Annotated in this window: 15 protein-coding genes; 13 read left to right on the forward strand and 2 right to left on the reverse strand. The window is 44.7% G+C overall.

Translation table 11 applies throughout. The annotated features are described in order from the left end of the window. The first annotated feature begins 12 nt into the window (after positions 1-12). From BUB28_RS17260 to BUB28_RS08495, 4 genes are all read left to right on the forward strand, one after another. Positions 13-4,188 (forward strand): glycoside hydrolase family 11 protein, encoded by a 4,176-nt coding sequence (locus tag BUB28_RS17260; protein WP_072950597.1) that lies wholly within the window; start codon positions 13-15, stop codon positions 4,186-4,188. Between the two features lie 218 nt (positions 4,189-4,406). Next, entirely contained in the window at positions 4,407-4,892 is a 486-nt protein-coding gene (locus tag BUB28_RS08485; RefSeq protein ID WP_072950599.1) for an RNA polymerase sigma factor, read from the forward strand. Then, a complete protein-coding gene (locus BUB28_RS08490; RefSeq protein ID WP_072950600.1) occupies positions 4,889-6,445 on the forward strand; it encodes a hypothetical protein in 1,557 nt (518 codons plus the stop codon). Before BUB28_RS08485 ends, BUB28_RS08490 begins: the two co-directional genes overlap by 4 nt. A gap of 184 nt (positions 6,446-6,629) precedes the next feature. Further along, complete coding sequence (locus BUB28_RS08495) at positions 6,630-7,172, forward strand: VanZ family protein (RefSeq protein WP_072950602.1); 543 nt, start codon at positions 6,630-6,632, stop codon at positions 7,170-7,172. Between the two features lie 89 nt (positions 7,173-7,261). Here the strand turns inward: BUB28_RS08495 and BUB28_RS08500 are convergent, their stop codons facing one another. Then, the gene (locus BUB28_RS08500; protein WP_072950604.1) at positions 7,262-8,122 is read right to left on the reverse strand and encodes an AraC family transcriptional regulator; all 861 of its coding nucleotides are present in this window, start codon (positions 8,120-8,122) and stop codon (positions 7,262-7,264) included. Between the two features lie 276 nt (positions 8,123-8,398). Next, positions 8,399-10,018 (reverse strand): flotillin family protein, encoded by a 1,620-nt coding sequence (locus tag BUB28_RS08505; RefSeq protein WP_072950606.1) that lies wholly within the window; start codon positions 10,016-10,018, stop codon positions 8,399-8,401. 535 nt (positions 10,019-10,553) lie between these two features. Between BUB28_RS08505 and BUB28_RS08510 the strand changes: the two genes are divergently transcribed. The 9 genes from BUB28_RS08510 (at position 10,554) to BUB28_RS08550 (ending at position 22,289) form a co-directional block, all read left to right on the forward strand. Beyond that, positions 10,554-11,759 (forward strand): RtcB family protein, encoded by a 1,206-nt coding sequence (locus BUB28_RS08510; protein WP_072950607.1) that lies wholly within the window; start codon positions 10,554-10,556, stop codon positions 11,757-11,759. A 131-nt stretch (positions 11,760-11,890) separates the two neighbouring features. Continuing rightward, a complete protein-coding gene (locus BUB28_RS08515; protein WP_072950609.1) occupies positions 11,891-12,334 on the forward strand; it encodes a GNAT family N-acetyltransferase in 444 nt (147 codons plus the stop codon). After that, on the forward strand, positions 12,335-12,514 hold the full coding sequence (locus BUB28_RS17040; protein ID WP_072950611.1) for a hypothetical protein: 180 nt from the start codon (positions 12,335-12,337) through the stop codon (positions 12,512-12,514). 205 nt (positions 12,515-12,719) lie between these two features. Continuing rightward, a complete protein-coding gene (locus BUB28_RS08525; RefSeq protein WP_072950612.1) occupies positions 12,720-13,193 on the forward strand; it encodes an RNA polymerase sigma factor in 474 nt (157 codons plus the stop codon). 41 nt (positions 13,194-13,234) lie between these two features. After that, complete coding sequence (locus BUB28_RS08530; protein WP_072950614.1) at positions 13,235-14,314, forward strand: DUF4367 domain-containing protein; 1,080 nt, start codon at positions 13,235-13,237, stop codon at positions 14,312-14,314. Positions 14,315-14,324: 10 nt separating this feature from the next. Then, on the forward strand, positions 14,325-15,137 hold the full coding sequence (locus BUB28_RS08535) for a hypothetical protein (protein ID WP_139277531.1): 813 nt from the start codon (positions 14,325-14,327) through the stop codon (positions 15,135-15,137). 267 nt (positions 15,138-15,404) lie between these two features. Beyond that, on the forward strand, positions 15,405-16,541 hold the full coding sequence (locus BUB28_RS08540) for an exonuclease SbcCD subunit D (protein WP_072950617.1): 1,137 nt from the start codon (positions 15,405-15,407) through the stop codon (positions 16,539-16,541). Beyond that, positions 16,538-19,831: an AAA family ATPase gene (locus BUB28_RS08545; protein WP_072950619.1), complete on the forward strand. Its 3,294-nt coding sequence runs from the start codon at positions 16,538-16,540 to the stop codon at positions 19,829-19,831. Before BUB28_RS08540 ends, BUB28_RS08545 begins: the two co-directional genes overlap by 4 nt. A gap of 223 nt (positions 19,832-20,054) precedes the next feature. Beyond that, positions 20,055-22,289, forward strand: a complete 2,235-nt coding sequence (locus tag BUB28_RS08550) for a leucine-rich repeat domain-containing protein (RefSeq protein ID WP_072950621.1) — start codon at positions 20,055-20,057, stop codon at positions 22,287-22,289. Positions 22,290-22,318 lie beyond the last annotated feature (29 nt).

The following is a 22,318-nucleotide window of genomic DNA, read 5'->3' on the forward strand; positions in this document are numbered from 1 at the left end:
GGAATGATCGACATGAAAAAGAGCAACTTCAAAAGATTTGTCAGCGCAGGCATTACTGCACTGATGGTTGCTTCAAGTATCCCATCGATCCCTGCTGCTGTTGTTCAGGCTGCTGACCAGCAGACAAGAGGAAACATCGGCGGATACGACTACGAAATGTGGAACCAGAACGGTCAGGGTCAGGTTTCAATGCAGCCAAGCGCAGGATCATTTACCTGCTCATGGAGCAACATTGAAAACTTCCTTGCACGTATGGGCAAGAACTACGACAGCAAAAAGCAGAATTACAAGAGCATAGGTAAGGACATCACACTTACTTATGATGTTGAGTACACACCAAGAGGAAATTCTTATATGTGCGTTTACGGATGGACAAGAAATCCTCTCATGGAGTACTATATCGTTGAAGGTTGGGGCGACTGGAGGCCACCCGGAAACGGTGCAGAAAACAAGGGTACAGTAACTCTTGACGGAAATACATACGACATTGCAAAGACAATGCGTTACAACCAGCCATCACTTGACGGTACTGCTACTTTCCCACAGTACTGGAGCATACGTCAGAGAAGCGGCTCGGCTAATAATCAGACAAACTACATGAAGGGCACAATCCACGTAGGCAAGCACTTCGACGCATGGAGCCAGAAGGGCCTTGATATGTCGGGTACTCTCTATGAAGTTTCACTTAATATCGAAGGTTACAGATCAAACGGATCTGCTAATGTAAAGAGCGTCAAAGTTTATGAGAACGGTCTCGGCGACGATACAACCACAACTGTAACAACACCTTCAGAGCCTGTAAAGGGCGATGCAAACGGTGACTTCTTCACAAGCACATTTGAGAGCGGCAAGGACAACTGGTCAGGCAGAGGCGATGCGTCAGTAGCAACTGATTCAAGCAACTACTATTCCGGAAGCAAGTCACTCTATGTTTCAGGAAGAAGCCAGGAGTGGAATGGCTGCTCTATCGCACTTGATTCAAGCAAGTTCATCCCAGGCCAGACATACAGCTTCAGCGCAGCAGTAATGCAGAAGACTGGCAGCTCTTCAACAATACAGATGTCACTCCAGCAGGGTGACGGCAACGGCGCATCTTATACTCAGATCGCTACAGCTGACACAAAGAGTGGCGAGTGGACAAAAATCGAGAATACAAAGTTTACTATCCCTGCTAATTCAGGCGATATGTTACTCTATATCGAAACACCTGAGAGCTCAGGTGACCTCTGCGATTTCTATGTAGACGCAGTTCAGGTTTCTGAATCAGGCAAGTCTTCTTCTGTTAAGACAGGCGGTGGTACAGTTGATACATCAACTCCTACACCTACACCCGGCGGTGGAGAAGACGAGACACCTATAGTAATAGATGAGGGTCTTGGTTCACATCAGAACATGGATTATACTTACAAGAAGGGCGGAGACGGATTTAAGGATCACGCAGGTCCGTTATTCAGACTCGGTACTTCCGTAAGTGCAAACGAAATAAATACATCACAGGGACAGAATTTCATCAAGCAGAATTACAATTCTATCACTTGTGAGAACGAAATGAAGCCTGATTCTATCGTAGCTGGTGTAAACGGCGATAATGTAAACATCAGCCTCAGAAATGCAGATCCTATTCTTAAGTTCGCTCAACAGAACGGAATCGGTGTTCGTGGTCATACCTTCGTATGGTACAGCCAGACTCCAAACTCACTGTTCCAGGAGAACGGCAGAGATGTATCTGCTGACAGAATGAACAAGCGTCTTGAGAGCATGATCAAGAATACTTTTGATGCTATCAAGAAGAATTATCCTAACCTCAAGCTCCATTCTTACGATGTATGTAACGAGCTCTTCGTTAATGACGGCGGTGGAATGAGACCAGCAAGCAACTCAGGTTGGGTAAGAGTATACGGTAATGACAGCTTCGTTATCAATGCATTCAAGTATGCAAGACAGTATGCTCCAAGCACAACAAAGCTCTACCTCAACGATTACAATGAGTACATGAGCGCTAAGACAAACGATCTCTACAACATGGCTAAGAAGGTAATGGCAGAAGGTAACTACATCGACGGTATCGGTATGCAGTCACACCTTGACTCCAGATATCCTTCAGCAAGTGAGTATGAGACAGCTATCAAGAAGTTTGAGAGCCTCGGTCTTGATGTTCAGGTAACAGAGCTTGATATCACAAACAGCACAGGTACAAACAGCAAGCTTTACCCTGAGATCTTCGAGGTTATCTGTAAGCACGCTAAGAACATCTCTTGTGTAACTCTCTGGGGTACAACCGATGAGAGAAGCTGGAGATACCGTGAGAACGGTGGTTCACCACTTCCATTCAGCAACTACCAGCCTAAGTCATTCTACAATGACATCATCAAGATCATGGATAAGTATGCTGAAAAGTATGAGAATGAGGTAACTACAACAACAACTACTACTGCACCTGTAGTAACAACTACAACAGCTCCTGTAGTAACACAGGATCCTAAGTCTGCATTTGAAGCTAAGGTAAGCAAGTGGGGCGACGCTAACAAGGACAGCACAGTAGATATGGGCGACGTAGTTCTTATCATGCAGTCACTTGCAAATCCAAATAAGTATTCACTTACAGAACAGCAGACTGCTAATGCTGACGTATATCAGGCAGGCAGCGGTATCACAACAAACGATGCTCTGGCTCTTCAGAGATATCTCTTAGGTCTTATCAAGTCTCTCCCTGAGAGCTGGTCAAGCAACATCACAAATCCTCCTGTTGTAACAACTACAACTAAGAAGGCTACAACAACAACTACAACTCAGAAGGTTACAACAACTACAACTAAGCCTACCGGCACAACAGCCAACGGTCAGAAATTCTCTGTAGGCAACGGCAAAAACCAGTACAAGGGTACAAGCGATGGCTACAGCTATGAGATCTGGCTCGATAATACAGGCGGAAGCGGTAACATGACACTTGGAAAGGGTGCTACATTCAGCACAGACTGGAGTGCACAGGTTTCTTCAGGTAACTTCCTCGCTCGTCGTGGTTTAGACTTCGACCGCACAAAGAAGGCTACAGACTGCGGTAAGATCGTAATGGATTACGCAGCAGACTATTCAGCAAGCTCACAGGGTAACTCAAGACTCTGCGTTTACGGTTGGATGACAGATCCGCTCGTAGAGTATTACATCATTGAGGACTGGGTAAACTGGTGCCCGAAGCCAAACGGCGCAAGCAAGACAGTTACAATCGACGGTGCTGAGTACGAGATATTCCAGCTCGATCATTACGGTCCTACAATCCTTGACAACCAGTCACGTAACTTCAAGCAGTACTTCAGCGTACGTAAGTCTAAGAGAACATCAGGTACTATCACAGTATCAGATCACTTCAAGGCTTGGGCAAATGCTGGTTGGAACATCGGTAACCTCACAGAGGTTGCACTCAACGTTGAAGGTTGGGAGAGCAGCGGTAAGGCAAACGTATCAAGCCTCTCAATCGAAGTAACAGGCGGTGGCTCACAGCAGGGTTCTGACTCTCAGCAGGGTACAGATTCACAGCAGGGTACTACACCAAAGGTAGATAAGACAAAGAAGCTCTGCGCTATCTCATTCGATGATGGTGCATCAGCTACAAGCAGACAGGATCCTGCATACAGGATAATGGACGCTCTTATCAAGAACAACATGACAGCTACATTCTTCTATGTTGGCGACTGGATCAAGACAAACGATCAGGTTAAGTTCGCTTACCAGAATGGTATGGAAGTAGCTAACCATACAAAGTCACATCCTTCACTCGGTTCACTTGGTTCACAGCAGATCAGAAGCGAGTGGGAGCAGTGCAACAGCAAGCTCAAGAACATTATCGGTACTGAGCCTTCACACCTCATGAGACTTCCATATCTCGATGGCGGCGGACAGGTTAAGTCAGCTCTCTACGATGTACCGCTTATCAGCTGTGCAATCGATACAAAGGACTGGGATAATGCTTCTAAGGATCAGATCGTAAATACAATCAAGCAGGCTGCACAGAATGGTTCACTTGAGGGTGCTATCGTACTCTGCCACGAGAACTATGCTACAACAGCTGCTGCTATGGAAGAAGTTCTCCCATGGCTCGCACAGAATGGTTACCAGAACGTAAACATCTCTGATCTTGCAGCAGCTAAGGGCAAGACTCTTGCAGGTGGTCAGATCCACACTCGTGTCTAATTGATACGTAAGTATTAAAAATTATGTGCCGATCATCTGGTCGGTGATCGGCACAACTTAGTTAAGATTTCTCCAAATTTTAATATCCCCTGAAAGGCAGTCGGTTACTATCGGCTGTCTTTTCATTTTTATTATAATGTGCTATAATGTAATTCGGACATTTTGATTTTTATGTGACCATATTGTTTTTAGGTGCGTGTTTATAGTGAAAGGAGTTGATGATATTGCTTACAAACGGCTGCGCTCGCGAGGCGGTCGAGAAATACGGTGATATGCTGTACAGAATATGTCTCGTTATGTTAAAGAACACCGCTGATGCCGAGGACGCTGTACAGGAAACATTTATAAAGTATGTACAGAATACCCCGACATTTAAGGGTGAAGGACACGAAAAAGCATGGCTCATCACTGTAGCCACTAATAAATGCCGCGATATGCTGAGGTATCGCACTCGACATAAAACAGAAAGTGAAGAGCTTTTGCAGGGATATTTCATCGAAGAGCATGACAGTGGAATACTCGAAGCTCTTTCAGAGCTTGACGATAAATACAGAATAATACTTGTACTTTATTATGTTGAAGATTATAAGATAGATCAGATATCTAAAATTACCGGATTAAGTGTTTCGGCAGTTAAAATGCGCCTGTCAAGAGGCAGAAAGCTGCTGAGGGAAAAATACCGAAAGGAGTATATTGTAGCATGACTAATAAATTAAAAAATGAAATGGAGAAAATCAAAATGCCTAAGGATACAAAAGAAAGAATTATAGCTGCTTGTGAAAACACAGCACGAAATAAAGTCATCAGTAAAATAGATAACGACGGATATACAGACCATGTATTCACTGCCGAAAGAGTAAAGCCAAAAAATCGCATTATGCGCAGCATAAGTGCTGTTGCAGCCTGTGCAGTAATTGCAGGCGGAATTGGTACAACAGGATATCTGTTTCACAGAAACGGTTCTTCACCCGTAGCAGATGTTGAGTCTACTACAGTTTTTTCAGAGCCGGACGAGCAGATGAGCAATACAGGTTGTCCGTTCGGTGACTTTAATGACTTTGAATTTTCGATAAAATTTGGTGATGATGGTGAGGAACTGATCGGATTTTCCGATGAAACACGCAGTAAGCTTGCAGATTTTCTGAACACTTTCAACTGGGGCGACGAAATAGAAGAAGCTGAAGTTAAAGTGCTTGACGAAAATGAAATTAATGATGAAAAATATGCCATGATATCATGGTCAAAAGACAATAAGAAATATTTTGTTGCAGTTTCTGATTCAGGATTAGTTGGCGCAGCTTCACTCGAATCGCCACAGGATCTGCAGCCTATTACAGATATAAAATATTATAGAGTTGATTTTAATGCCTTCTACAAGGGCATGAAGGACATACTGGACATGGATCCTTTCGCAGAAAAGACTACATTTACAGCCTGTGAAGATTCACCATTCACTGATATACTTGCAAAGGATTATAATGTTTCACCTTTCACTCTTGATTTTGCTCAGGCAGATCAGGAGAAATACGATAAAATGGCTGAGCTTATAAACAGCCAGAAATGGTTTGAATTCGACGGCATTGACGTTTATCATGCCTGGTCATTTGATCCTAACAGAAATAACTTTACTATCAGATGTGATGAAGGCTCAACTGTTTCCTATGCTTCATTTGACTACACCGATACTGCTACTATTTATAGTGTGACATATGATGAAAACGGTGTTATCGCAGATCAGGACTGGAAGTTCTATAGGTGTGATGACAAGCATTTCGGATGCAAGTTAGGCGATATTTTCGGTACCTATATCCCTGATGATTTTCGCAACTGGGAGCCTGATGAAAATGAGGCTGAGATATATGAGCATAAGTGTAATGCAATTGATTTTTCTGAGGTGCTTGCATGGAATGACTGTGATTATACTGTAATTGCAGGTGACAGGGACGAAAGAATTTCTATGACTCCTGAGCAGATAGAGCAGTTCAAGAAGTGCTTTGATAATATCGAGCTTAAAAAAGAAAACATGGTACCTGATCTTTGGGCTGGTTATGGTTCGCCCGAGTTTGAGGCTGATTTTGGCAATACATTTGTTATGATATCAAACGAAAATGTTTTAAAGGATATCAGTATTTCTATGGATAAGAAGCTGATAGCTATTTATGACGGAGGCACCAGCTGCTCGTCAAATATGTGCACAAGAGTCTACAGAATAGATGATCCCGAGCAGTTCCAGTTTGTATTAGATATTATAAAGTAATAAAAGTCCCCGAGGTTTTACAGGCGACGCTGATATAGAAGTATTAAGCCATAGTATTTCTGATGAAAAGTCAGAGGTACTATGGCGTTTTTATTGACAATGTATCGATGTCGTGATATAATGTTTGTGAGCATAAATCGGAATTTATCAAGCTATCTGCTAAAGAAAGGATGAGGTAGAGACTGTGATCGAGATTTCCTATCTACAGATGTTTATTTTTATAACTCTCATTTGGATACTTGTGCGATTCATAATTGCGATAAGATTCAAGAAGTTTTCAGTAAAACGTGAATTACAGATGCTTCTTGTATATATATGCCTTGTAGTTATTGCAAGATTTGTATATTTTCCGTTACATTATGTTGATGGAAAAATAGGTACACTAACGATTGGATTTTCAAAGACACCATCTGACATGATAAACTTTATCCCGTTCTATTTTCTCTTTGACAGATATGATGGATGGCTTATCAATATTATCGGGAACATAGCAATGTTTATACCTTTTGGAATAGTATTGCCTATCTGTTTTCGCAAGTTTGATAATATCAAAAAAACTGTGATCGCAGGGATTTGTTTTATTGTCTTTATTGAGCTGTCCCAATTGCTAAGTCCCGAAAGGCATACAGATATTGATGATATAATATTAAATACGAGCGGTGTTATGATTGGGGCTTGTGTCATATTTGCTATACGAAAAGCCACAAATTCTGATTTATCTCAGTGACCGTGTAAAATACAATGCCCCGAAGCACTTTGAAATGCTTCGGGGCAAAACTTCTGTATGGTATCCTTCTTATAACTTCGGGAATAATTTTATCTCAGTGCATAGAGTTTTTTGAAGTCTGTAGGAGTACAGTGCTTTATCTCCTTGAAGATACGGTTGAAGGTGGTCAGGCTCTTGAAGCCCGAACGCATAGCAACTTCCGTAATAGGAATAGCGGGATCAAGCAGGAGAAGTTCCGCAGCCTTTGTACGTCTTGCGTTTATGTACTGTAAGTATGACATTGCATTATACTGCTTGAATATACGCGAGAAGTGGTATTTGCTGTAGCCTGCCACATCTGCAAGCTGTTCGAGAGTGATATCGTACATATAGTTATTGTCGATATACTTCAGTACAGTACCGAACTTTTCACTGTATTCGTCTATCTTTTCGTCATCGCAGTCCATAACTATCTTCTGCTGCTCCAGCTGATACTCGCGGAGAGCCATGAATAATTCTATGACCTTTACGTATATCTTTACATCAGCAAGCTCTGACTTGGAGGTGTAAAGGGAAAGGATATCCAGCATTGTTTTCTTTGCGAGCACATGAAGCTCTCTGTCCATTTCCATATTAATGAGTACAGGAGAGTTCAGCGAACGCATAACAGGCTCGAGAGCAGATATCTCACCGAGGATACTGTTATCGCACTGGAATATAATACGTCTGCCCGGAATTGCAGGCATACTGTGGAGCTCCCCAGGAGGAACGATGAGAACATCGTTTTCGGGGATCTTATAGTCTATGCCGTTAACTTTTACTGTGTACTCGTTTTTCAGCGGCATAACGAATTCTACAGCATTATGCCAATGAACAGGATATGGCTCATTTTCCACGTTATCATAAAGCATGGCATATTTCTTGGTGTCATACTCAACTGTTTCAAAGTCTCCTGAAAGATGTTTTATCATTTTTAATACCCCCCCTCTGAACGTAGTTACAGAGGCCTGTGACCAAATATTGCTATTCGGTTTTTGCGTAATATCAATAATTCTATTATCATTATAATCTATATGACGACTTTTGTAAATGCTTTTTGCGAAACTTTGTGAAAACTCTACAAAACGACCAACCATTTTTTGCGCAATATGGAAGTACCAATTATATCTGAATAAGGTGAAAAAATGAAAAAAATACCCCCTGATGACCGCATATCATCAGAGGGTATTGTTTTTGTGCTGTGAATGTTAATTATGTGTTGGATCTTCGCCATCCGGATTGATCTCAGTAAAGTAGCCGTAAGTACGAGAGGTATCAGACTTATCGTTTCTGTTCTCTTCATAGTTGTAGATATATTCGTCAGACTCTGAGCTGTTATCTGTTGCATTAACTGTTGTTGTGTCAGCTGTTGTTGCATCAACTGTTGTTTTATCAGCTGTTTTTGTATCAGCCTTCTTGTCGCCGAGAAAGCTTGCAAGCAGATTTCTGAGGTCAACACCTGTAGCAGCCGAGAGACCATCGGTTACCTTTGTGGTAGAACCAATGATATCACCTACGAGCTTGCTTGAATTGCCGTCGCCGTACATTGTGATCTTGTCAACCTGTGACAGAGGTGTAGCAGCATTCTTAACGACCTCAGGCAGAGCCTTGAAGTACATTTCGAGGATAGCAGCTTCACCGTATTTTTTCATAGCCTCAGCCTTAGCGTTGATACCTTCAGCCTCAGCAAGACCCTTTGCACGGATAGCGTCAGCCTCTGCCTTACCTACGGCAGCGATACCTTCAGCCTCCTGCATCTTAGCGAACTTCTGAGCTTCAGCCTCAGCCTTCTGAGCCTCAGCCTCCTGCTCACGCTGGAAACGATCTGCTTCAGCCTCTTTCTTGAGCTGATAGAGCTTTGCATCGGCTTCCTGCTGAGCCTTATAGCGGTCAGCCTCAGCCTTTTTCTTGATCTGAGCTTCGAGAGCCTTTTCAGTTACCTCAGCCTCACGAGCCTTGAGCTCTACGTCCTTTTCGGAAGCAGCGATGTTAGCGTTAGCCTTTGAAACCTCAATGGTCTTACGCTGTTCCTCGCGCTGTATCTCATAAGCTGCATCTGCAATAGCAAGCTGTGTATCAGCTTCCTTCTTGAGTTCAGCCTGACGGATAGCGAGCTCGTTGTTTTTCTGAGCGATCTCGGTCTCAGCAAGTATCTTAGCGTCGTTAGCTTCTTTCTTAGCCTGAGCCTTGGCGATCTCGATCTCCTTTTCGGACTCAGCGCGTGCGATAGCAGCCTTCTTCTGGATCTTTGTGGTGTTGTCGATACCGAGATTTTCAATAAGGTTCTGGTCGTCGGTAAAGTTCTGAACGTTGAAGGAAACTATCTCAAGACCCATTCTGTTGAGGTCAGGAGCAGCGTTTTCCTGAACTTTTTCAGCGAATGCCTTACGGTCGTTTACCATAGCCTCAAGGGACATCTGACCAACGATCTCACGCATATTACCTTCGAGAACCTCTCTTGCTACCTTAGCAACATAAGCGGTATCCTTGTTAAGGAAGTTTTCAGCACCCAGCTTTATGAGAGTCGGGTCACTGCTTACCTTTACGTTTACGTTAGCGTCAACATTGATGTTGATATAGTCTGCTGTAGGAACAGCACTTGAAGTCTTTACATCAACGGCGATAAGCTGTAATTTCAGCTTGTCGACACGCTCAAAGAAGGGGATACGTATGCTTGCCTTACCGATTATGATCTTTTTTCTCAGACCTGAGATAATATAAGCGGTATCCGGCGGAGCCTTTATGTAACCTGTGAAAATAATTATAAGGAGTAAAATAATTCCTATACCGGAGGGGATAATAACTCCCCAGTTAACATCATCGAACATATAAACCTCCATATCATGATGCTGTGCTTATGCGTAGCACATATAATATTTACAGCAGCTGACCTGTTTCAACTGCATGATGTAATTATATATTATTTTTGCTTTTATGTCAATAGGCGACAAAAAATACGGTTTGTATATATTATAACTGTCTTTTATGCATAATGCACAGAAGGATAATTCCTACAAATAAGTTCATATGAACCTTTATACAGTTCAAAGATTTTTTAGAGCGGTTTTGGGTGCTTTTTTATCCTCTTCGGCTAATTATTACAGTTTGGTTACAGTTTTTTATACGGCTTGACTTTGAATATTATGGCGATTATAATAAATCCATATTCTATGAAAGGACGGTGAACACCATGACCATATTCAATAAATTTTATCAGATGCCGAAATCAAATATCATTACAGAAAAGCATGGAGTTTGCCCGAAGTGTTCAGCCATGTGCTGAGCTTTTGCGTATACAGAGCATTATGCACTCCTGCGGGAGTGCTTTTTTTATGCGCTCGGGCAGACTCGGAAAGGAATAATATGATCGTATTAAATGGAAAATACAATTCAGCTAAGGTTTTTACGGAAGTGATCGAACAGGACGCTGTTTCGCAGATCATAGCATTTTGCAGTCAGCCAATGAGTGCAGGCTCACAGATAAGGATAATGCCTGATGTTCATGCAGGTGCAGGCTGTACTATCGGTACTACCATGACTATTACGGATAAGGTGATACCTAATCTTGTAGGCGTGGATATAGGCTGCGGAATGGAGACAGTAAGGCTGAAGGAAAAGCATATCGAATTGCAGAAGCTGGATAAGCTTATCTATGAGAAGATACCCTCGGGCTTTTCAATAAGAGAGAAGACTCACCGTTACAGCGAGAAGATCGACCTGACAGAGCTTTACTGCTATAAGCATATTGACCCGCTCAGAGCCGAGAAGAGCATCGGTACTCTCGGCGGCGGAAATCACTTCATCGAAGCCGACAAGGGTGAGGACGGAGCTATTTATATCGTTATCCACTCGGGCTCACGTCATCTTGGTGTGGAGGTAGCTAAGTACTACCAGAATGAAGCCTACAGACGGCTGAACAAGAGCTCGGACAAGGAAGTCGATGAGCTTATTGCAAGGCTTAAAGCTGAGGGAAAGCAGAAGCAGATACAGTCAGAGCTGAAAAAGCTTGAGAATACTAAAACCACTGATGTTCCAAAGCATCTTGCTTACTGCGAGGGCGAGCTGTTTGAACAGTATATCCACGATATGAAGATAGTCCAGCAGTTCGCAATGCTGAGCCGTCAGGCAATGATGGACGAGATAATCAAGGGTATGCATCTGCACGTTACGGAGCAGTTCACGACTATACACAATTACATTGATACCGATACCATGATACTGCGTAAGGGAGCGGTATCGGCAAAGGAAGGGGAAAAGCTCCTCATACCTATAAATATGCGTGACGGAAGCCTTATCTGTACAGGTAAGGGCAATCCCGACTGGAACTGTTCTGCCCCTCACGGTGCAGGCAGACTTATGTCACGTTCACAGGCTAAGCAGAGCTTTACTGTTTCCGAGTTCAAAAAGCAGATGGACGGTATCTACACAACATCGGTAAATGCACAGACTCTTGACGAGTGCCCTATGGCTTATAAGTCAATGGAGGATATCGTGGAGAATATCGGCGATACTGTGGAGATAAACGAAGTCATTAAGCCTATTTACAACTTCAAGGCAGGCGAGGAATAAATTGTATGGGCGCACAGTGTGCGCCCGAAAACAGAAACATCATGTAGGGGCTGATGCCTACATCAGCCCGCCTTTTTAAAATGAAATCACTTGGCGATAAATGCATTGCCGCATAAATAATAGGAGATGCAATGATAATTTATACAATTACAAATACCCATGAAAAATGGGAAAACACTGCGGCTTTTGCCGAAAAATGCTCGTGGAGGGCAGGAAAGTACCTTGCCGAGCTTATGCGAAATAACGCTTTCAAGGACTGGGAACGTGTATTTGCCGCCTTTGAGGGCGATGAGCCTGTGGGCTTCTGCACTCTCACGGAAAAGGACGAGCTTGACCCGAAATATCCTTACACACCGCTGATAGGTTTCGTTTTTGTTGATGAGGCTCATCGGGGCAAGAGGATATCGGAGAAGATTATAAAGGCAGTCCTTGAATATGCCAAAACAATCGGATATGACAAGGTGTATATCATGAGCGGAGAAAAGGGGCTGTATGAGAAGTACGGCTTCTGCTATATTGGCGACTATGAGTCGGTATACGGCGGCAAAGAGCAGCTGTTCGTGATATCACTGTGAATGGAGGAAAATATGGATAAATTCGTATCATATGACAAAATGAGCAAAAAGGAGAAAAAGAAAATAGACTCCGCAAAGCGCAGCAGCTGGAACGGCGTTGACCCTGCAACAAAGGTAGTCGATACCGACAAAAGACGCTATAAGCGCAAGCCCAAACACCCTGAGAGCTTCGAGGAGTGATTTGTATTGCGGCTAAGCAGGCTTATGATTGACAAACTCATGGTAAGATGATAAAATATAATATGTTTGGGAACTGCGGCAATAATATCCAAATTAGTGCCGCAGTTTTTGTGCAGGCGTACAAAGATGAGGCTTTGAGAGAAAAAGTAAGTGTTTTTGCGACATTTATATTACAGAAGCTTATCGACGGAAGGAAGTGAGACTGTTGATAGAGCCTGAACATTGCACGCTGATAATCGAGAAATACTATCGTGAAATATTCAGCTACTGCTACGCAAAGCTCGGATACAGTCATCACTCGGCAGAGGACTGCACACAGGAGGCCTTTGTGGTCTTTTTCACAAAGCATGAAAGGCTTGATGAAACGGATAATATAAGGCTGTGGCTCTACAGGACGGCAGATAACGTAATAAAGACGTTCGTGCGGAAAAGTCCGCCCCCTGCCGTGAGCATAGAGGACAGTCCCGAGGCACTGGATATCGCTGACAGCGGTGGATTTACGGAAGATACCGACAGTCCGCTGGATATTCTCGATGCGGAGGAAAGGCAGCTTTTAGAGCTGTATTACGACAGCGACTACGGACAACGCACGGCGGCAGCCAAGAAGCTGGGGATATCCTTACCTGCATTGTACAGGAAGGTACATAAAATAAAAAAGAAGCTGCGCGGTGTAAAATGAACACTGTCAATTGACGTTATCATAAACAAGGAGTGATAATATTGAAAGATAAACTGATCTCCGATAAGCTTTCGGACAATCAGATGCTTAATGACCTTCAGAGGCTTCTCGATGAGGAGCTTTCAAAGCCGTTAGAGGAGCGTGATCTTGATGCCATTGAGGAAATCACCAACGCTGTTATCAGTATTAATGACGAAGAAGTTCCGAAGCCTGTTTCTGCGGAAAAAGTGCTCGGAGAAGTCAGCGCAAGGAAAAAACGCGGACGGATCATACAGCTGCGCAAATGGGCAGCAGCACTCACAGCCTGCATTGCCGTCTGCATCGCAGCAAACCTCTACACGATCAACACCTACGGCGCAAATATCGTCGAAACAGTGATGAAGATAGCAAAATCAGGCTTCAGCGTTGACCTTAACGAGTTAAGAGACTTTGAAGCTGCTGACCCTGTAACCACAACTATTCCGCCTACGGCAACACTGGCTACATCTGCGAGCGGAACTCAGTCCGATATACGTACTTATACTACTACAAGGGCTATGGAAACATGGTCGGCAGGAGGCGGTACATATGGTATCACAACTGTTCCCACGGCAGCAGTCACAACAGAAACTAATACCGTACCTGCACCGGCAGGTCCTTCAGGTACGGGAAGTACTCATGGAATAACCGACAGATGTGACGAGTATTCAAGAGAGGTAGCAAGAGAGCTTATCGAAAAATGCGAGGAGCATGACATATATCCCTGCTATCCCGAAAAACTGCCTTATTATCTCGGAGACCTTACCCTTGATGATTACCATTTCGAGCAGATGAAGGACTCAAAGGATATGTACTTCACCTTTACGGACGATAATGACAATTCACTTGATATCATAATCGAGGAGTATGTATCCGCCGATCGTATGCCTGATGTGCTCATACCGAGCGACGAGTACGAATATGATACCTTCAAAAACGACTATATGAGCGGTGTTGTCATCGACGAAGGCAACGGCACTACCATAGTATTTGTCAGGGATAATACCGTATATACTCTCCACGGCAATGGTATGTATAAGGAAGCATGGGTCGAAGCGGCAATGGGCTTTGTTCCGTATCCCTCGGAATTCCTGAAAAAGTGAGGGCAGCGGTATGAGACTAAAATACATAACAGCTGCCTGTTTAGGCGTAATGCTGATGTATGCACCCGTTCAGATGAAAGCCGCATCGGTTGACAACAGTGTATATGAACAGTATGAAAATGCTATAGGACTTATAGAAAAATGCTCGCTGAAATGTTCATCGGAGGAAAGAGGATATCTTGAGCTGACTGCAAAGACTCAGGTATCGGGAAAGATGAAAGAGGTGGGCTTCAGGAATATAGTTGTACAGTACAGCAGTGACGGTCGGAATTGGTATGATGAATATACCTACGGTGACTACACGGGAACTGATACGAAATACCACAATATCAACGGACTGAGTCTTAAAGTCCGCGGAGGGTATTACTACAGGATAGCCTGTGTACACTACGCTAAGGGAAAAGCCTACGGCGATGAGGATATACGTACTCAGACAGCCATAAATACTTCATCGGCAGTATGGGTAGAGGCTGTACCTGTAATTACAACTACTACATCAAAGCCTGTAACTACTACGACTACAACAAGGAAGGCAACAACGACTTCAACATCAAAAACTACATCGAAAGCCACTGTCGTTTCCGCAAAAACGACTTCGGCAAAGAATAATTTGTATGCTGCGGGAGCAAGTACCTCTACGACAGCAAAAACAAAAGCTGAAACTAAGAAAGCAGCAGCTGCAACAACAAAGGCTGCTGTGACCTCGGCAGCAGCAAATTCGCCCGAAACAGGTGACAGACCGCCTGTTCTGGAGTTTACTGCACTTTGCAGTGCAGGTGCGGCTGCGCTGTTCCTTTACAGTAAAAGGACAAAGCACAGCTGAATATTAAAATAGCTTTGTATTGGGGGCTGATCAGAATTCTTCTGACAGAAACGGCAGAATGTGATTGGGTTTTTGCCGCTCTGAAAGCTTCTGCACGGGCAGTCACACAGCTGCTGCGTGCCTTGATATACATTTTCTCCGTTATCCCTGTCCGCAGCACTTGGACAGGGAATTTTTTTTACATTTTCTTCGTTGACACTGTGGGATAAAATTTGTATAATTAAAGTGAATAGGTGTTTTCAGCGCAGTATAACAGGAGGTTTTGAAATGAAATTCATACATTTATCCGATCTTCATCTCGGAAAACGTCTGAATGAGTTTTCCATGATCGAGGATCAGGATTTTATACTAAAGGAGATATACAGTATAATATCTGAGGAGGAGCCTGATTTCGTCATTATCGCAGGGGATATCTATGACAAATCAGTTCCCTCTGCTGAGGCTGTACACCTTTTTGACGGATTTCTCACAAAGGTCTCGGAGCGGACAGGTCATATCTTTGTTATAAGCGGCAACCATGATTCGGCGGAGCGTATAGCCTTCGGTTCGCATATAATGGAGAAAAGCGGCATACATATGTCGCCTGTTTTTTATGGGGAGATAGTCCCTACAGTCCTGCATGATGAGTACGGCGACTTCGGAATATATATGCTTCCTTTCATAAAGCCTGTGACTGTGCGCAGATATTTCACGGATACCGTAATAGAAAGCTATACAGATGCGGTAAATGCGGCTGTAGACGCAATGAATGTGGACTTTACAAGGCGCAATATCATCATTGCACATCAGTTTGTTACAGGAGCTGTAAAAAGCGATTCCGAGGAAGTGTCCGTAGGCGGACTTGACAACGTGGAGTCATCGGCTTTTGACGGCTTTGACTATGTTGCTCTCGGACATATACACAGTCCGCAGAATGTGGGAAGCGAGCGCATACGCTACTGCGGAACTCCGCTGAAATACTCCTTCTCTGAGGCAAATCAGGAGAAGTCGGTAACTATAGTGGAAATGGGCGAAAAGGGAAAGATGAATGTGCGCACGGCGGCTCTTTCACCGAGGAGAGACCTGCGCGTTATCCGCGGCGCATTTGATGAAGTCATATCAAGGGAAGTCAGCGCAGAGGGCGATGTGAATGATTATATCCATATAGTACTGACGGACGAGGAGGATATCCCTGAGGCTATGGGCAAGCTCAGGACGGTATATCCGCATATTATGAGCCTTGAATACGACAACAGCCGCACAAGGAGCGAACACGGCAGCATGGAGGCGGCAAGGACTGAGGATAAGCTGCCCATAGAGCTTTTTGAGGAGTTTTACGAATTCAGCAACGGCAGAGAAATGAGTCCGCAGCAGCGCGAACTAATGCAGTCGCTGATAGAAAAAATATGGGAGGGAGAGGAATGAGACCCATAAGGCTTGAAATATCGGGATTTGGTCCGTATTCGGGAAAGACTGTTCTTGATCTGAACGCTCTCGGCGACAGGGGACTGTACCTTATAACAGGAGATACGGGAGCAGGCAAGACAACCATATTTGATGCGGTGACTTATGCACTTTATGGCAGTGCAAGCGGCAATAACCGAGATGACGACAGTATGCTCAGGTCGAAATATGCATCTCTCGATACTCCGACATACGTAGAGCTTGAATTTGAATACAATGGCAAGATATATAAAGTAAGCAGAAATCCCGAGTATACCCGCCGTGCAAAGCGAGGCGGAGGAGTCGCACAGGAGCCTGCAAATGTTGAATTTACCTATCCCGACGGCAAAGCGGTTTCAGGAGTAAGGGACGTAGATGCAGCTGTAAAGGAGGTCATCGGGCTTACAGAAAAGCAGTTCAAGCAGATAGCCATGATAGCTCAGGGCGACTTTATGAAGCTCATAACCGAGGATACAGCTCAGAGGCGCGAGATACTGCGTCATATCTTTAAGACAAAGAACTATCAGACATTGCAGGAGTCGCTTAAACAGCAGAGCAGTGAACTGAAAAACGTCTGTGATAACCACCGCAGAAGCATAAATCAGTATGTTGGCGGAATAGTGTGCGGTGAGGAGGACGAGTATGCAGATGAGGTGGCTAAGCTTAAAGAGGAGCTTCCACCTGTTGAGTATATCGCAGAGATAGTGGAAAAGCTTCTTGCCCGTGACAGGGCGAGGGCTGAGGTCTGCACCCGCGAGAGCGAGGAGCTTGACGAAAAGCTTGCACAGGTCAATGCACGTATTGCAAAGGCTGAGGAAAAGGAAAAGGCTAAGGCAGAGCACGAAAGGACTTCGCAGATGCTGAGCGAATTGCAGCACCGCCGCAAGCTTCTTGCAGAGGAGCTTGAAAAAGAAAACTCGCGCAAGCCCGAGCTTGAAAAGCTGACCGCGGAGCTTACCCGTGTTGACGCAGAGATACCCGAATACAGCAAGATAGCGGAAAAAAAGAGCCTTGCTGCAAATACGGAAAGGGATATTGATGAAAATTCCGAGCTGCTTATAAATGCAGTGGCTTCAAAAGCAGGTGCGGAAAAGGAGCTCGCACAGATCAAAGCGGAGCTTTCAGAGCTTGAAGATACAGGCGAAAAAACGGCGGAACTCGGCTCTGAGCGTGAAAAGCTGGAAAAACGTGCAGATGAGCTTGAAAGACTTTCGGAAATGATAAAGGACTGCGAAAAATGCAAGGCTGATATTAAAAAAGCAGAAATCGAGCTTAAAGACGAGCAAGCCGAGCATGACAGGCTTATGAAAAGCAGTGAAAAGCTCAGTGAGGATACCGAAAGAGCAAAAAAGCGCAGGAGCGAGCTTGAAAAATGCGGAGAGCAGCGCGAAAAGCTGCTGCGCGAGGAGGAAAACCTCATCAAGCGTCAGGAGCAGCTCAGAAAGCTTTCCGAGGATATCGAGGTATGGAGAAAGTGCCGAAACGATCATAAAAAGGCGGCAGAAGCCTATAAGGAGGCTGCCGATATCGCAGAGATAATCGCTTCGGACTATGAACGCAACTACAGGGCTTTTCTTGACGATCAGGCAGGAGTTCTTGCAGCAGGACTTAAAAACGGCGAGCCATGCCCTGTATGCGGTTCCTGCGAGCACCCTGCGCCTGCACAAAAGCAGGGAAAAGCGCCCTCAGAGGCAGAGCTTGATGAGCTGAAAAGGAAAGTGGAAAGTGCCCGTGCAGATGCGGAAAAGCGCAGTTCGGCAGCTTCTGAGCTGAAAATAAAGACAGAGGAGCTCGAAAGAAAGATCACAGACATTGCAAAGGAGTCTCTTAACTGTGAAAGCGGCAAGTGGGCTGAACGATGCGGACATGAGCTGAAAAACTGCGGAGAAGAAAGAAACGAGCTTGAAAAGAAGCTTGCGGAAATAGAAAATCTTATTGCCGAGCGTGATAAGCTTACACAGGATATAGCTTCAAAGGAAAAGCAGGCAGCAGGTATATTGACTGCTGTTGCGGCTGCGGATAAGAAGCTGACTGAGCTCCGTGAAAAAAAGGGACGGATAGAGGGCGAAGCAAAACAGAAGTACAGCGATGCCGAGAAAAAGGCTGAGGAGATATTAGGCGGCGATAAAACGGGAGATATCCGCAGTATGATAACCTCGGAAAGGCTCAGGCTTGACGAGCAGCTTGTCCAGAACAGTGCGGAGCTTGCTGAGGAAAAGAAAAAGGCAGCTCACAGGAAGGAGCTTGAAGAGCATATCCCGAAGGTGGAGCAGTATATCTCCGAAAAGACAAAGAGCATAACCGAGTATACAGCTGCAAAGGCTGCTGCCGAGAGCAGGCTCAGTGAGCTTGCAGAGCGTATGGCAGAGCTGAGATCAAGACTGCACTTTGAAAGCGGAGAAGCCGCAGAAAAGTACGCAGCTTCGCTCCAGAAGAAGATAAATGAGATAAAGATAGCCTGTGAAGCGGCAGAGCAGGCTATGAATGGAATCGAGAAGCAGTGCTCGGAGGAGGCAGGAAAGCTGAAACAGCTCACCGAGCTGCTCGGAGGACTTGGGGATATGGACAGTGCTGCGGAGATAGCCGAAAGGACGCGGCTTACCGAGGAGAGAGCACGGCTTACGGAGAAGCTGCGAAAGCTGCACACTCAGCTCACTATGAACAGGACTGCGCTTGAAAATATAAAGGGCGGCTCCTCAGAGCTTACAGAGCTTGAAGAACGCTATAAATGGATAAAAAATCTCGCGGATACCGCTAACGGAAAGCTTTCCGACCAGAGCAAATTCATGCTTGAGACCTATATCCAGACCGCATATTTCGACAGGATAATCGACCGCGCAAACGAAAGGCTGAAGGTAATGTCCGAAGGGCAGTACACCCTTGTCAGACGCACGGAATACGAGGATAAACGGGCGCAGGTGGGTCTTGATCTTGATGTTGTCGATCATTATAACGGCTCGAAAAGAAGCGTAAAGACACTGTCGGGCGGAGAGTCCTTCAAGGCTTCTCTTTCACTTGCACTTGGTCTTTCCGACGAGATTCAGTGTTCGGCAGGGGGCATAAGGCTTGACACCATGTTTGTTGACGAGGGCTTTGGTTCTCTTGACGAAAATTCCATAGAACAGGCGATGCGTGCGCTTAACAGCCTTTCCGAGGGCAACAGACTTGTGGGGATAATCTCCCACGTTCAGGCGTTGAAACAGCGTATTGACAAGCAGATAGTGGTACATAAGGACAGGGACGGCGGCAGCCGTGCCGAGCTGATAGTGTAAATTTTGCTTTGTGCACTTTGTCTAAATACATATCTTCCAATAAGCGGAAAATCCGATATTTCAGGGCTGTATTGTGGTCCTGTACTGTTATTTTTCACAAATTTTACTATGCGACGAACTCGTTTATTGATTTTTAGTCAATGAAATGCTATAATTATAGTTGAATTATTCTTTATTGTAATAATTACATATCCAGAGAAAATCCCGATGGAGTGATAACAGAATGAAAATGACAAGATGTCCTGAGAAGCATCTTTATGATGCTGATAAATATAAAACTTGTCCTGTCTGCGCAGAAAAAGGGCAGAGCAAAGGCAAAGTTGTTAAGGTTAAGGTAAGGGCAGTAAAGGCATCTCAGTATATTGACAAGGCACATAAGCCTGCTGAGACTAAGCCAGCACCAAAGGCTGAAAGCAAGCCTGCCGAGACTAAGCCTGCACCAAAGGTTGAAAATAAGCCTGCTGAGACAAAGCCAGCACCAAAGGCTGAAAACAAGCCTGCCGAGACTAAGCCAGCACCAAAGGCTGAAATCAAGCCTGCCGAGATTAAGCCTGAGCCAAAGGCTGAAAACAAGCCTGCTGAGACTAAGCCTGCACCAAAGGCTGAAAACAAGCCTGCTGAGACTAAGCCTGCACCAAAGGCTGAAAACAAGCCTGTTGAGACTAAGCCTGTACAAAAGGCTGAAAACAAGCCTGCTGAGACTAAGCCTGCACCAAAGGTTGAAAACAAGCCTGCTGAGACTAAGCCAGCACCAAAGGCTGAAAGCAAGCCAGCTGAGACTAAGCCTGCACCAAAGGCTGAAACCAAGCCAGCTGAGACTAATCCAGCCCCAAAGGCTGAAAGCAAGCCTGCTGAGACTAAGCCTGCACCAAAGGCTGAACCCAAGCAAAATGACATAAAATCAAAGGACAAGAAGAAGGAAAAGGCAGTCAGCACTGATGACGGCAATGAGCTTGCGAAGAAGATAATGGATTCTATCCCGGACTCCGAAAAGCAGAAGTTCAAGGATTCCGTAAGAGATGAATTCATAGGCGGCAAGAAAAAAGTTGATACAACGCCTGAGCCTGTAAAGCTCGATAAAATGCTTGATATAAAGCATGAAAAAGGCATTGACAACAGTCTTTTTGCTCCCAAGAACAAAAAGCACGATGAACCAAAGAAGCCAGAGGAAAAGAGTCCGTTTGCTCCTAAGTCAGATGCTAAGGCTGAGGAGAAGAAGTCTGCGGACGTTAAGGCTCCCGAGAAGCCCGAAATAAAGAGCTCTCTTGCGCCAAAGCCTGAAATCAAGGCAGAGGAAAAGAAGCCTGCTGACATCAAACCTCCTGAGAAACCCGAAATAAAGAGCTCCCTTGCACCAAAGCCCGAAGTTAAGGCAGAGGAGAAGAAGCCTGCGGACGTTAAGGCTCCTGAGAAGCCCGAAATAAAGAGCTCTCTTGCGCCGAAGCCCGAAACCAAGGCAGAGGAGAAGAAGTCTGAGGACGTTAAGGCTCCTGAGAAGCCCGAGATAAAGAGCTCACTTGCGCCAAAGCCCGAAATCAAGGCAGAGGAAAAGAAGTCGGAGACTTCCGATGACTATGACAAGTACGGCGACCTTATAAATGATGAAAATATCGAGATAGACGATGAAAACAACATGGCTATCGACAAAAACGGTACTCTTGTAAAATACGTAGGTACTACCGAATCTATCGTAATCCCTGAGAAGGTAAAGGTAGTAGGGAAGTATGCCTTCCGCGGCAACGAGACCGTAAAGAAGATAGTTATGTCGGACAGTGTGCATATTGTTGAAAAGTTCGCATTCTGCCACTGCTTCAACCTTGAAGAGATAGTTTTCTCGAAAAATCTCGAATCTATCGGCGAAAATGCATTCCTTAAATGCCTGAGACTCAAGGAGATAAATCTTCCCGAGTCTGTAAAAAAGGTGGGCAAGGGTGCATTCGGAAGATGCAACAGTGTTGAGAGCGTAGTGCTCCCTGCGTATTTGCAGCGTATCAGCGACCTTATGTTCTTCTCCTGCAAGAAGCTGAGAAGAATAGTTATATCGGGTTCTGTCGAAGCTATAGGCAATGCGGCGTTCTCAGAGTGCTACAGCCTTAAAAAGATAGTTATTTCAAATTCTGTTTCGACTATCGGTGAAAGTGCATTTTCATGGTGCCGTTCACTTACCGCCGTTGATATCCCAAGCACGGTAAAATCTATCGGAAACTGGGCTTTTTACGGCTGTCAGAACCTTATGGATCTGAAGATAAGCATGAACACGAAGGATATCAAGGAGGACGCGTTCAGCGGCTGCGAGAGCCTTTACAATATCAATATAATCGAGTTTGAGAACGAAGCTATCCCGATCGACGAGATACGAAAGGGGCACAAGCAGACCATAAGGATACTCAAACAGATAAACCGCAAAAAAGCAGAGCGTTATGCTCGTGAACACGGTTTCAGCACCCTGTTCATTTAAAAAGATATTATTCCATTCAGATAAAAAGC

This window comes from Ruminococcus flavefaciens (assembly GCF_900143025.1).
Lineage (GTDB): Bacteria > Bacillota > Clostridia > Oscillospirales > Ruminococcaceae > Ruminococcus > Ruminococcus flavefaciens_I.